11 protein-coding genes are annotated in these 12,121 nt (G+C 66.0%); 3 read left to right on the forward strand and 8 right to left on the reverse strand.

Features of this window, described 5'->3' with window-relative positions; all coding sequences use genetic code 11:
* Window positions 1–4: 4 nt before the first annotated feature.
* The 5 genes from ACFVUS_RS10515 to ACFVUS_RS10535 form a co-directional block, all read right to left on the reverse strand.
* On the reverse strand, window positions 5–262 hold the full coding sequence (locus ACFVUS_RS10515) for a F0F1 ATP synthase subunit C (protein ID WP_364631538.1): 258 nt from the start codon (window positions 260–262) through the stop codon (window positions 5–7).
* Window positions 263–306: 44 nt separating this feature from the next.
* Window positions 307–1,056 (reverse strand): F0F1 ATP synthase subunit A, encoded by a 750-nt coding sequence (atpB, locus tag ACFVUS_RS10520; RefSeq protein WP_387765483.1) that lies wholly within the window; start codon window positions 1,054–1,056, stop codon window positions 307–309.
* Between the two features lie 29 nt (window positions 1,057–1,085).
* Complete coding sequence (locus tag ACFVUS_RS10525; protein ID WP_387763597.1) at window positions 1,086–1,466, reverse strand: hypothetical protein; 381 nt, start codon at window positions 1,464–1,466, stop codon at window positions 1,086–1,088.
* A 173-nt stretch (window positions 1,467–1,639) separates the two neighbouring features.
* Window positions 1,640–3,244 (reverse strand): cation acetate symporter, encoded by a 1,605-nt coding sequence (locus ACFVUS_RS10530; protein ID WP_387763600.1) that lies wholly within the window; start codon window positions 3,242–3,244, stop codon window positions 1,640–1,642.
* A complete protein-coding gene (locus ACFVUS_RS10535) occupies window positions 3,241–3,579 on the reverse strand; it encodes a DUF485 domain-containing protein (protein ID WP_387763603.1) in 339 nt (112 codons plus the stop codon). The genes ACFVUS_RS10530 and ACFVUS_RS10535 overlap by 4 nt, the downstream gene beginning before the upstream one ends.
* A gap of 213 nt (window positions 3,580–3,792) precedes the next feature.
* On the opposite strand from ACFVUS_RS10535, the gene ACFVUS_RS10540 reads away from it, so the two are divergent.
* The gene (locus ACFVUS_RS10540) at window positions 3,793–5,310 is read left to right on the forward strand and encodes a methyltransferase (protein WP_387763606.1); all 1,518 of its coding nucleotides are present in this window, start codon (window positions 3,793–3,795) and stop codon (window positions 5,308–5,310) included.
* A 444-nt stretch (window positions 5,311–5,754) separates the two neighbouring features.
* Window positions 5,755–6,723 carry a sigma-70 family RNA polymerase sigma factor gene (locus tag ACFVUS_RS10545; RefSeq protein WP_364631520.1) on the forward strand — a complete coding sequence of 323 codons (969 nt, stop codon included), beginning with the start codon at window positions 5,755–5,757 and terminating at the stop codon, window positions 6,721–6,723.
* 152 nt (window positions 6,724–6,875) lie between these two features.
* On the opposite strand, the gene ACFVUS_RS10550 is transcribed toward ACFVUS_RS10545, so the two are convergent.
* Together ACFVUS_RS10550 and ACFVUS_RS10555 are read right to left on the reverse strand one after the other, a co-directional pair.
* Window positions 6,876–8,972 (reverse strand): glycogen debranching N-terminal domain-containing protein, encoded by a 2,097-nt coding sequence (locus ACFVUS_RS10550; RefSeq protein WP_387763609.1) that lies wholly within the window; start codon window positions 8,970–8,972, stop codon window positions 6,876–6,878.
* Window positions 8,969–10,213: a glycosyltransferase family 4 protein gene (locus ACFVUS_RS10555; RefSeq protein WP_387763612.1), complete on the reverse strand. Its 1,245-nt coding sequence runs from the start codon at window positions 10,211–10,213 to the stop codon at window positions 8,969–8,971. The genes ACFVUS_RS10550 and ACFVUS_RS10555 overlap by 4 nt, the downstream gene beginning before the upstream one ends.
* Window positions 10,214–10,383: 170 nt before the next feature.
* On the opposite strand from ACFVUS_RS10555, the gene ACFVUS_RS10560 reads away from it, so the two are divergent.
* Window positions 10,384–11,241 (forward strand): class I SAM-dependent methyltransferase, encoded by an 858-nt coding sequence (locus ACFVUS_RS10560; RefSeq protein ID WP_387763614.1) that lies wholly within the window; start codon window positions 10,384–10,386, stop codon window positions 11,239–11,241.
* A gap of 7 nt (window positions 11,242–11,248) precedes the next feature.
* On the opposite strand, the gene ACFVUS_RS10565 is transcribed toward ACFVUS_RS10560, so the two are convergent.
* On the reverse strand, window positions 11,249–12,058 hold the full coding sequence (locus tag ACFVUS_RS10565) for a helix-turn-helix domain-containing protein (RefSeq protein ID WP_387763617.1): 810 nt from the start codon (window positions 12,056–12,058) through the stop codon (window positions 11,249–11,251).
* Between the last annotated feature and the right edge of the window lie 63 nt (window positions 12,059–12,121).

Below are 12,121 nucleotides of genomic sequence, written 5' to 3' on the forward strand. Positions count from 1 at the left end.
TACGCTACTTACCGGGAGTCGCGAATACGAAAAGCGCCATGAACGCCAGGTTGATGAAGTACGCCGCCTCCACCAGACCGACGGTCAGGAAGAAGTTGCCGCGCAGGCGGCCTTCGGCCTCGGGCTGCCGGGTGACGCCATTGATCAACGCCGCGCCGGCGAGACCGTCACCGATACCCGCGCCGATCGCACCGCCCGCCAGGATGATGCCGCCGCCGATAAGAGCGCCCTGGATGATACTCGCGGTTGCTGGGTCTGCCATTTTTCACTTCCTTTGTGGAAATCCTCACCGAACAGCGGTGCCGATCAGTGCTTTTCATCCTCCAGCGACATCGACTGGCTGAAGTAGAGGACGGTCAGCAGGGAGAAGATGAATGCCTGGATGGCGCCGACGAAAAGGTCGAAGATCTTCCATATAGCATTCGGACCCCAGCTGATCCAGAACGGGAACAGCGTGATCACCGCGATCATGACGCCACCGGCGAACATATTGCCGAAAAGTCGCAGCGCCAGGGAGAGCGGCTTGGCGATTTCCTCGATCACATTGATGAAAACCATGGGGCCCCAACCGGTGTGGCCCTTGAGCAATTGTTTGGCGTGGGTTCCGGGACCGCGCCGCGATACACCCGCGGCGTGATAGGCCACGAATACGAACAGCGCCAGCGCGTACACGAAATTGACGTCCGAGGCCGGCGGGGCAATCAATTCCCCGGAGCCGTACTGCACCGGCAGCACCGATAACCAATTGGACAGCAGGATGAACGTGAACAGCGTGACCGCCAGCGGCAGCACGAAGGGGGCGACGCGCATGCCGATGGCGGTTTCCACCTGGTTGCGCATCTGCACGGTGACGGCCTCGAAGAACAGCTGAACACCGTTGGGGACACCGGAAGTGAGCTTGACGCGCAGATAGAAGGCGAGCCCGAGCACGATGAGCGCGGCAACGGTGGTCGACACGATGGTGTCGACATTGAACTCGAGACCCCACAGGTGCGCGACGGCGTGGTCGCCGACGTGGATCTTCGGCTCCGAGCCCTCATCGGCGCTCAGGATCATGTTTGCGGTCAGCTGGGCGACGGGATGGCTCATGGCTGCTGTCGAAGCCCTTTCACCTCGGGCAATGCGGTATGCAGTACCAGAATCAATTGAAAGACGGCCAGCCCGAAGAAGATTCCGACTCCATAGGGGCGCGTGAAGAACGCGACGAGAATGGATAGTCCGGTCAGTATGAGAAGGCGCGCGGCGGAGGACAATGCGAGCTTTTGTTTGCTGGGCGTTTCCGCGTCGGTGATGCGAACAATGGACATCCACGTCACTTGCGCGTTGATCCAACCGAGAGCCAGTCCGGCGCTTATGAATACGCCGAGCAATAATCGATCGAACACTCCGGTCGCCGCAAGGACCAGTACGCCGAGTGCGACGACTATAACCGTCGCACGGCGCATTCGGAGCCTGTTGACGTCCACCTAAAACACCGCCTCGCCATCATCCCACCTCGCAGTGGGGCTGTGCATGACCGAAGCATACACAGCCCAACCACGTTGCGTAGCAGTATTTTTGATCTTCGAATTTTTCGATCTTGCAATGCCGGAACGGCTTTCAGCGACACCGTAGCGACAATTTCTTTAATCTCTTATTACTATTTCTTTTCCGCGCCTATGCCGGACAACGAACGTACCTGCATCTCGGCGAATTTCGCATTGTTGCGTTCCGCCGAAAGCATCGTTCCCAGCCAGCCCAGGACGAACGACACCGGGATGGACACCAGCCCCGGGTTCGCGAGCGGAAACCAGTGGAAGTCCATGGATTTGATCATTGACGTGGGCGTTCCCGAGACCGCCGGGGAGAACACGATGAGCACGATGGTGACCGCCAGCCCGCCGTAGATGCTGCACAGCGCCCCGGCGGTGTTGAAACGCCGCCAGAACAGCGAGTACAGCAGTGTCGGCAGGTTCGCCGAGGCCGCCACCGCAAACGCCAGAGCAACCAGGAAGGCAACATTCTGGTTCTTCGCCAGAATGCCGCCGACGATGGCCAGCGCGCCGATCACCACCGCGGTGACGCGTGCCACCGTCACCTCCCGATCCTTGGCATCGGGACTGCCGCGCTTGATGACATTGGCGTACACATCGTGCGCGAACGAGGCCGAGGCGGTGATGGTGAGCCCGGCGACGACCGCCAGGATCGTCGCGAAGGCCACCGCCGCAACGAATCCCAGCAGCACCGGGCCACCGAGTTCGAGCGCGAGCAGCGGTGCGGCGGCATTCTCCTTACCCGGCGCCTTGGCGATCTTCTCCGGTCCGACCAATGCGCCCGCGCCGTAGCCGAGCACCAGGGTGAACAGGTAGAAGACGCCGATCAGCCCGATCGCCCAGACCACCGACCGCCGCGCGTCCTTGGCCGTCGGCACCGTATAGAAGCGCATCAGCACATGCGGCAGCCCCGCCGTGCCGAGCACCAGAGCCAGTGCGAGAGAAAGGAAGTCGATCTTGGACGTGCCGTTCTTGCCGTACTTCACGCCCGGCTCGAGCAGCTTCTCCCCCACTTTGCCGCCGTGGTCGACCGCGTCCTGCAGCAGGCTGGACAGGTTCATCCCGTACTTGGCGAGCACCCAGACGGTCATGGCCCCGGCCGCGCCGATCAGCAACACGGCCTTGACGATCTGCACCCAGGTGGTGCCCTTCATACCGCCCACGAGCACGTACACGATCATGATCGCGCCGACCACCGCGATCACGAGATTCTGTCCGGCGCCGCCGGATACGCCGAGCAGCAGCGATACCAGCACGCCCGCGCCCGCCATCTGCGCCAGCAGATAGAACAGACTCACCGCGAGGGTGGAGGTGGCCGCCGCGGCCCGCACCGGACGCTGCCGCATTCGGAAGGCCAGCACATCGCCGAGTGTGAATTTCCCTGTGTTGCGCAGTAATTCGGCGACCAGCAGCAGCGCCACCAACCAGGCGACCAGGAAGCCGATGGAATAGAGGAAGCCGTCGTAGCCGTAGAGCGCGATGGCTCCCGCGATACCGAGGAAGCTGGCCGCGGAGAGATAGTCGCCGGAAATGGCGATCCCGTTCTGCGGTCCGGAGAAGGCCCGCCCGGCGGCGTAATAGTCTGTGGCCGTTCGGGTATCGCGGCTGGCCCAGAACACGATACCGAGCGTGATGACCACGAAGATCGCGAAAATGGTGATGTTCAGCCCGGGTCGGCTGCCCTCGACGGCGGCCGCCATATATACGGTCATGCGCGCGGCCCTTCCACATCGTCCCGGATCTCATCGGCGATGGGATCAAGCCGGCGATCGGCGTAGCGCACGTACACGCCGGTGATGACGAAGGTCGAGAGGAATTGCAGCAGGCCGAGAATCAGCCCGAGGTTGATATTCCCGGCGACCCTGGTGGCCATGAAATCGTGCGCGTAGTCCGCGAGCAGGACGTAGAGCGCGTACCAGGCCAGGAACAACGCGGTCATGGGAAAGACGAAGAGCCGGAAGCGCCGGCGTAGTCGCTGGAATTCGGGGCTGTCGTAGATCTGCTGCCAGTCCGGCTCGGTTCCGCCGGTCTCGATATCGGATGTCATCCGCGATACCTCCCTTGTGAACCAGGTCACAGTAGCAACGAATATCGATCCGAGCGGTCGGAATAACCGCAGGTGAGATCGTTCAATGATGTTGAAGTGAGCGGGAATTCACGCGTCTCGGCACGAGCGCACAACCGGCGAACCCCTCGCCGCGACGCGGGAACCGGGACCGCCCGAATATGCCCGGAGATTGCGGTGGCAGAGTTCGCACTCATGCCGACGAACCAGACGACCGCCTCGTCCCTGCTCGCCGACCTGGCCCCCGACCTCCGCAAGGCGCTGACCCGAGTCCGCTACGACTCCGATTCGCTGCTGGAGGTCCTCGGCGACGCCGCGCACGCCGCGCTCTGGCGCTCCGAACCCGTGCCGGTGCGCCGCGCCGCCCGCGAGGCCGGGGAACTCGGCACCCTGGTGCGCCTGCTGCTGCTCGGTGACCCCATGCCCGAGCGCGAGGTGGCCGCCGCGCTGGCCCCCGTCGATATCGACCGCGCGGTCGCGGCCGGACTGCTCGAACGCGATGGCGGCGATATCCGCCCCGCGCTGGATCTGCGCCCGCTCGATCTCGGCGACGGCACCCGCTGGGTGCTGTCGGATCTGGACGACTCCATGCGCCGCCGCACCCTCGATACCGATCATGTGCTCGGCGTCGGCCAGGCTTCCCTGTCGTTGCTGCGGGCGACTCCGACCCGGCCCGTGGACACCGTGCTCGATCTGGGCACCGGCTGTGGCGTCCAGGCCATTCACGCGGCGTCCTACGGCAAGCGGGTCACCGGCACCGATCTCAATGAGCGCGCGCTCTGGCTGGCCGAGGCCACCGCCGTGCTCAACGGCCTGGATATCGAACTGCGCCAGGGCTCCTGGTACGAACCCGTGGCGGGCCGTCGCTTCGATCAGGTGGTCGCCAATCCCCCGTTCGTGGTGGGCCCGGCACGCGTCGAGCACACATATAGGGATAGCGGTCTGGCCATGGACGGTGCGAGCGAACTCGTTATCTCCGGTATGCCTGCCATGCTGAACCCCGGCGGCACGGCCGCGCTACTGGCCTCCTGGGTGCACGTGGAGGGCGAGGACTGGCGCGCCCGGGTGTCGAGCTGGCTGCCCGATCAGGGCGTGGACGCGTGGATCGTGCAGCGCGATATCGCCGATCCCGCGCTGTACGTCGGAACCTGGTTGCGCGATGCCGGATTGGATCCGCGCGCACCGCAGGCGCAGGAGCGGGCCGAGCGCTGGTTGCAGGCGTTCGACGATGCCAAGGTCGACGGCATCGGGTTCGGTGTCGTCTATCTGCGCGATATCGACGGCCCGACCGAAATCCTCGCCGAGGACCTCACCCATCCGTTCGAGGATCCGCTCGGCATCGAGGCGAGCCGCTATTTCGAGCGTTCGGCGTGGTTGCGCGCGGTGGCCACCGATCCGGACCTGGTGCTGGCGAGCCGCTTCGAGGTGGATCCGAAGAGCGCGCTGGAACGCGTCTATCTGCCCGGGGCCGAGGGCTGGGAGCAGCGGGTGGCCCGCCTGCATCGCGGCGACGGCCCGCTGTGGCAGCACGAGGTGGACGACACCACCGCCGCGCTGCTGGCGGGTATGCGCCCCGACGGACTGCCGCTGAGCGAATTGGTGGAACTGCTGGCGTTCAGCGAGACCGGTGGCGCGGCCACCCCCGAATTCGAAGCCGCGGTGTTGGGCGTGGTGGTCAGTTTGGTCCGGCACGGCCTGATCCATCCGCGCTGACCCGCCCCACAACTCGATCTCATCTCCCGGCCGCCGACGCACTCCGCTCGGTGGCCGGTTCGTTTCTGTGCCGTGACCAGGCGTTTATCTGATCTCCGTGAGCTATCTCACGTTTGGATCACATCCGGCGGGTACCTCTGGAATGCCTCCGACCTGCGGATCGTTACACAAACCACTCGAACGACCAGCGGCAGGGCAAGGCCCGTACACACGTATTCGATTGCCGCGCTCCGAAGTTCGGGTTTCCGGCGGCGGCAACCACCCGGATAACGAAAGCCGCCGATCGGGTTCCGAAGTTCCGCACTGTACGCCCTTCTCAGGAACTTCTCAGCCGTCGATAGCGGAAACCGCAGCTCAGATACGGTTTATAAGCGCCATCGCTGGGAACTTTCCTGATGTCGGGTCCGTTGAACGGAGCGAGACACCACCGACAGGAGGCAAGTCATGACAAGCCCCGCCACCACTGACGTGCGCATCAGCGAACAGGACCTCGACGCCCAGAGCCCGGCAGCCGACCTGGTACGCGTGTACCTGAATGGCATTGGCAAGACCGCGCTGCTCACGGCCGCCGACGAGGTCGAGCTGGCCAAGCGCATCGAGGCGGGCCTCTACGCGCAGCACCTGCTCGAGACGGGTAAACGATTGTCCGCCGCGAAGAAGAAGGATCTCGCGATCCTGGTTCGCGAAGGCCAGTCCGCCCGCCAGCACCTGCTCGAAGCCAACCTGCGCCTCGTGGTTTCTCTGGCCAAGCGATACACCGGCCGCGGTATGCCGCTGCTGGACCTGATCCAGGAGGGCAACCTGGGTCTGATTCGCGCCATGGAGAAGTTCGACTACACCAAGGGCTTCAAGTTCTCGACGTACGCCACCTGGTGGATTCGTCAGGCGATCACCCGCGGTATGGCCGACCAGAGTCGCACCATCCGGCTGCCCGTGCATCTGGTGGAGCAGGTCAACAAGCTCGCCCGGATCAAGCGCGAACTGCATCAGCAGCTCGGGCGCGAGGCCACCGATGCCGAGCTGGCCCGCGAATCGGGTATCCCGCAGGAGAAGATCGCCGATCTGCTGGACCACAGCCGCGATCCGGTATCGCTGGATATGCCGGTCGGCAATGACGAAGAGGCCCCGCTCGGCGATTTCATCGAGGATTCCGAGGCCACCTCGGCCGAATCCGCGGTGATCGCGGGTCTGCTGCACCGCGATGTACGCGTGGTGCTGGCCACCCTCGACGAGCGCGAGCAGCAGGTCATCCGGCTGCGCTACGGCCTCGACGACGGTCAGCCGCGCACCCTGGATCAGATCGGCAAGCTCTTCGGCCTGTCCCGCGAGCGCGTCCGTCAGATCGAGCGCGAGGTCATGTCCAAGCTCCGCAAGGGTGAGCGCGCCGACCGCCTGCGCGCCTACGCGAGCTGATTTTCCAGCGGCCGAACGGATTCCGTTCGGCCGCTGCCTCATCTTCGGGCCGTCATACGAGGCGCCGGTCCGAGATACGCCAGCCGATTCACGTATTCCGTTGTCCCCCTCCGGGTTCGCGAGTCGGCTGGCGCTTCGCCGTCCGGGCGCTTTCACCCCTGGATTAGTCGCCAGTCCTCGGGCAACCCCTGCACGGTGATGGTTTCGCCGTGCGCTTCGATGGTCACCACGGCCGTGCCCAGGCGCAGATCCGCGAGGCGAATTCGGCCCGCTCGCGCCGGGAGTCGGGGAGCGACCGTCAACGTGCGATTCGGGACGTCCGGGGCCAGGCCCAGGAATGAGCGCATCAGCAGCAGCGGGGCCGCACTGGACCACGCCTGGGGTGAACACGACGTGGGATACGGGATGGGGGAATGGAATTCGGGGCGGGGGAAACCGCAGAACAGTTCGGGCGGGCGGGCGTCGAATTCGGCGATCGCCTCCAGGATGCCGACGGACAGGCGTTCGGCCAGTTCCAGCGCACCCGGGATATGGCGGTAGCGGAGCAGTCCGGCGACCACGATGGCGGTGTCGTGCGGCCACACCGAACCGGTGTGATAGCCCATCGGGTTGTAGCGGCGGGCGGTGGAAGACAATGTGCGCAGCCCGAATCCGCTGTCCAGGTCGGCACCACCGAGGCCGGCGATGAGGGCCTCGGCGCGCTCATCCTCCACGATGCCGGTCCACAGGCAGTGGCCCGCATTGCTGGTCGCGGTGTCGACCTGCTGCTTCGTACCGTCCAGGGCGAGGGCGTAGCGGTTTTCCGAGGGCATCCAGAAGGCTTGGTCGAAGCGCTGTTTCAGGTCCCGGGCCTGGGCGCGCAATCGCTGAGCGAGGGCGGTGTCGCCGAAGGCCTCGGCCAGATCCGCGCGGCCCTGGCGGGCGGCGTAGACGTACCCCTGCACCTCGCACAGCGCCAGCGGCGGATCGGCCAGGCGGCCGTCGGTGAAGCTGATGGCGTCCCAGCTGTCCTTCCAGCCCTGATTGGCCAGTCCGCGATCGGTTTTGCGGCGGTATTCGACGAATCCGTCACCGTCGGCGTCGCCGAATTCGTCGATCCAGGCCAGCGCGGCGTCCGCGGCGGGCAGCAGTTCCGCGATGGCGGAGCGGTCCACGCCCCATTGCAGGCATTCGGCCAGCAGCATGACGAAAAGCGGTGTGGCGTCGGCGGTTCCGTAATAGACGGTGCCACCGAGCACGGCGTCGCCACCCGGACCGTGCCGCATTTCGTGCATGATCCGGCCGGGTTCCTCCTCGGTGAGCGGATTGTGCTGTGTGCCCTGTAGTTTCGCCAGCTGCCGCAGGGTGCCCAGGGCCAGCGCCGAATCCAGCACCAGCGCCATCCACGAGGTGAGCAGGCTGTCACGGCCGAACAGCGCCATGAACCAGGGCGCGCCCGCGGCCACGTACGCGGTGCCGTTGTTCGGATCGTCCATGCGCAGTGCGCCCAGATCGCTCTCGGTGCGCTGCAGGATGGCGTTCAGTCCCACACCGCTGGCGGTGAGGCTGGTCGCGGTGGCGCGCCACTGCCGAATCTTGTTGGACGGGTTGTCATTCGAGTCGTCATCCAGGTTCACCGCGACCGGATGGTGTCCGACGATGGGCTGGCACAGCACCACCGTGCGCCATTGCGAGCGGCGCGGAACCACGATATGCCAGCTCAGCGAACCCGGTTGCGCGACAGGGTCTTCGGTCGCGGTGATGACCAGGCCGCGCCCGGAATTGGCGCGGTCGGACAGCCGCAGCGTGCTCTGGTCGGCGGCGAGTTCGCAACCGCCGCTGTGCACTCTGCCGTCCTTCACCGCGAACAGATCGGCGAAATCGGAGTCGGCGGCGAGCGTGACGGTCATGGCGGTGTCCTCGTCGCCGAGATTGTGCACCGTGATGGTCTCGCGCATGCCCTCGCCGATCATGCGGCGGCGCAGCACCAGCACCGTCGCATCGGCGACACCGTGATTGGGCGGTTTGCGGGTCACGAAGCGCGCCCGGAACGCCTCCGCCATCATGACCGAGAGATGTTCCGGCGCATGACCGTCCAGCCGCAGCTCCCAGCGCGAGAGCAGCCGGGCGTCCCGGTAGAACAACCCCTGGGCGGTACCCGGATGGATATCGCCCAATTGGTCGGAGAGGCAGAAGGTTCCGGCCTCCACCAGGGTGACGATCCCGCGACCGTCGACCGGTGATGGAGGCCCGGCGTTGAAAATGCTCATCGGCGGCTCACAACGGCGGTATCGGGCACGGTCATGGCGACGGCATCCGGCACCGCGCCGGCGACAGCATCCGGCACCGCCCGGGCGGCGGTCTCGGCGGCGACCTTCGCGGTGTGAATCACGCTGCGGTAGTCCGCGACTCGGGACGGAGTGCGATCCATGCCGTCGTCCATGGCACCGTGGTAGGCCGCTTCGTACCCGCGCACGAAGTGATCGGCGGCGAAGAGCCGCTCCACCCGCTCGCGACAGGCGTACGGGTCGATCTCCCCGGCCCGGTCGATGGCCGCGGGCAATTCCGCGGGATCCTCACAGATGAAGCCCGTGACACCGTGTTCGATGACCTCCGCGACCGCGCCGCCGCGCAGAGCGATCACCGGGGTGCCGCACACCATCGCCTCGATCATCACCAAACCGAACGGCTCCTCCCACTGGATCGGAAACAGCAGACAGCGCGCACCGGCCAGCAGTTCCCGCTTGGCGATGGCGTCGGCCTCGCCGAAAACCTGATCGGACGACGTGAGCAGCGGCTTGATCGCCTGTTCGAAGTACGCCTTCTCCGGCGGTTCATTGCATTTACCCGCCAGGATGAGCCGCAAACCCGCGGCATGCGCGGCCGCCAGCGCCAGATCGGGCGCTTTCGACGGCGAATACCGGCCCAGGAACAGCCCGTAATCCATTTTCTCCGCCCGGAACGGCCATTCCTCCGGCCGAATCGCATTGTGCACGCGGGAAATCCAGGGTAGGCCGGGAGCCAATTCGCGCTGCCGATCGCTGATGGCGATCAGATGGGCGCTGCGGTCGAATGATTCGTAGTACTCGCGCATATCCGCATCGACCGGTCCGTGCACCGTCACCACCGTCGGGATGCCGAGCAGCCGGTAGGCCGCCGCGTTGAGTGGACCCGCGAAGGTGTGGTCGTGCACGATGTCCACCGGGTCCTCGGCATGGAGTTCCTCGATGATCCGGCACACCTTCATAGCATTCACGATCTCGGGAAATGTTTCGCCCAGGCGCGCGGTGAGCACCTCATCCCATACCCGGATGAACCGCGCCTTGGTCCCCGCGCGCCCCGCGCCGAGCAGCGTCACCCGGTGCCCCCGATCGACCAGCGCGTCGGCGAGCGTGGCCACCATCGCCTCGACACCGCCGTATCCGGCGGGCGGAATATCGAAGTACGGCGGCGCGACCAGGACTATGTGCAGGGGATGTGCGGAGTATTCGGCCGAGAGTTCGAAAGTCATTCCAATCTCCTCGTCGTTGAGGTCTGAATGAATATCGAAAGCCAATCGACGTATCTATTACCTCGGCAATCGCATCGCAAACATCCCCCGCTGGCGACGCGTGGCCACGTGATCTAGAACTTGTGGAGACGCCCCGCAGACCGCCGGGCGGGCGAAGGAGCCACAGGCCGATGACGTCTCCCAGACCGCTGGTGACCCACGTATCCGATACCGCCCGCTGGGTGGCCGCGCGCCGCGCCGCCGAATCCGCCCGCCCCGACGCGCTGTTCCATGATCCGCTCGCCGACCGGCTCGCGGGCGAGCGCGGCCGGGAGATCGCCGCGGCGGCCGGACAGAAGCTGGATGACGACTGGTTTTTCGTGACCCGCACCAAGCTGATCGACGACCAGATCGTCGCGGCCGTCGCGGCGGGCTGCGATGCGGTGCTGAATCTCGGTGCGGGACTGGACACCCGCCCCTACCGCATGCACCTGCCCGCCGAACTGCGCTGGATCGAGGCCGACCTCCCGGGCCTGATCGCGGAGAAGAACACCCTGCTGGCCGCCGAGACCCCCGGGTGCGGATTGACCCGCACCGCAATCGATCTCACCGATCCGGAGGCCCTGGCGGCCTTGCTGGACACCGCCCTCGCCGATACCCGGCAGGCTCTCGTCATCACCGAGGGACTGCTGATGTACCTGCCCGAATCCGATGTCATCGCGCTGTCCAAGGCCTTCACCCGCCCCGAAATCGCGGGCTGGTGCCTGGAACTCAGCACCCCCGGGGTGGCCAAGCTGATGGCCGATCGCAAAGTGGGCCTGCTCGAACAATCCCCGATGCGGTTCCTTCCCGCGGACGGCATCGGCTTCTTCGAAACCCACGGCTGGACAGTCGAATACCTCGAACCGATAGCGGCGGGCGCGAACCGATTCGGCCGCCTCACCTCCCCGCAGCACCGCGCCGCGCTCGACGGGCCGCAGCCCGACCCCCGCGCTCCGGGGGAATGGCCGTACACCGCGGTCACCCGGCTGGGTCACCGATCCGCGTGAGGCGTTCTCAGAGGCGCGTGGTGCGCTGGCAGGATGTGGGCGCGGGCAGATCGCCTCGCACGAACTTGCCGGGCGTGACTCCCATCAGGGCGCGGAAGTCCGAGGTCATATGGGATTGGTCGAAATAGCCGGTGGCGGTGGCGATATCGGACCACGGGGTGTTGCCCGCGGCCGCGAGCACCCGGCGGATTCTGGCGATGCGGGCGTAATGCTTGGGTGAGACGCCGACACCGGCGGTGAAGAGATTGCGCAGTTGGCGTTCGCTGACCGCGAGGGTGCTCGCCACATCGGGCATCGGGGTGGCGCGGTGGATGGCGGCGACCGCGGAATCAAGCAGGCGGCGATGTTCGCGGCGGGTGGAGTTCTCCGAAAGTGCGCGCGGGAGTGCGGTTTCCAGAAAGTTCAGCACCTCGTCCAGGTCGATCTCGGTGAGTGGCCCGGCGAGATCGGCTGCGGGGCCGGGCATATCGGCCAGGCGCAGGACACGGTCGGTGAGATCGGCGGCGGGAGCGCCCAATAGCGGTTGGGCGACCCCGGGAGCCAGTCGCAACCGGAGGCAGCCCACGGGCTCTTTCGCACCGGCGTAGGTGGCACGGGTGCGCGGGCCGATCACCAGGGCGTCCCGACGACCCGAAGGCTCCGCGCGCAAAACTATCGTGGTCGCCGCGTGCGGCAGATGGGTGAAGCGCGGGGGCAGATCGGTGCGGGTGTCGATGCGACCGATCTCGGTGATCCAGGGGCGCAATGCCTCCGAGGGCGGCAGCGAGTCCTCGAAGCCGTCGGCGGTCACCAGGGCCTGGTTCGGTAGTGCGGTCACCCGATCCACTCTAGGCCGCGCGGAGCCCGCGAAGTGTGCCGGTTTTTCCTATAGCGCGAGGTA

The sequence above is a fragment of the Nocardia sp. NPDC058058 genome, assembly GCF_042885355.1.
GTDB lineage: Bacteria > Actinomycetota > Actinomycetes > Mycobacteriales > Mycobacteriaceae > Nocardia.

Excerpts from the sequence above, each read along its gene's own strand:
- ACFVUS_RS10515 (WP_364631538.1), bottom strand. The coding sequence starts at position 262 with ATGGCAGACCCAGCAACCGCGAGTATCATCCAGGGCGCTCTTATCGGC.
- ACFVUS_RS10550 (WP_387763609.1), bottom strand. The coding sequence starts at position 8,972 with ATGAGCATTTTCAACGCCGGGCCTCCATCACCGGTCGACGGTCGCGGG.
- ACFVUS_RS10535 (WP_387763603.1), bottom strand. The coding sequence starts at position 3,579 with ATGACATCCGATATCGAGACCGGCGGAACCGAGCCGGACTGGCAGCAG.
- ACFVUS_RS10545 (WP_364631520.1), top strand. The coding sequence starts at position 5,755 with ATGACAAGCCCCGCCACCACTGACGTGCGCATCAGCGAACAGGACCTC.
- ACFVUS_RS10530 (WP_387763600.1), bottom strand. The coding sequence starts at position 3,244 with ATGACCGTATATATGGCGGCCGCCGTCGAGGGCAGCCGACCCGGGCTG.
- atpB (WP_387765483.1), bottom strand. The coding sequence starts at position 1,056 with ATGATCCTGAGCGCCGATGAGGGCTCGGAGCCGAAGATCCACGTCGGC.
- ACFVUS_RS10540 (WP_387763606.1), top strand. The coding sequence starts at position 3,793 with ATGCCGACGAACCAGACGACCGCCTCGTCCCTGCTCGCCGACCTGGCC.
- ACFVUS_RS10555 (WP_387763612.1), bottom strand. The coding sequence starts at position 10,213 with ATGACTTTCGAACTCTCGGCCGAATACTCCGCACATCCCCTGCACATA.
- ACFVUS_RS10560 (WP_387763614.1), top strand. The coding sequence starts at position 10,384 with ATGACGTCTCCCAGACCGCTGGTGACCCACGTATCCGATACCGCCCGC.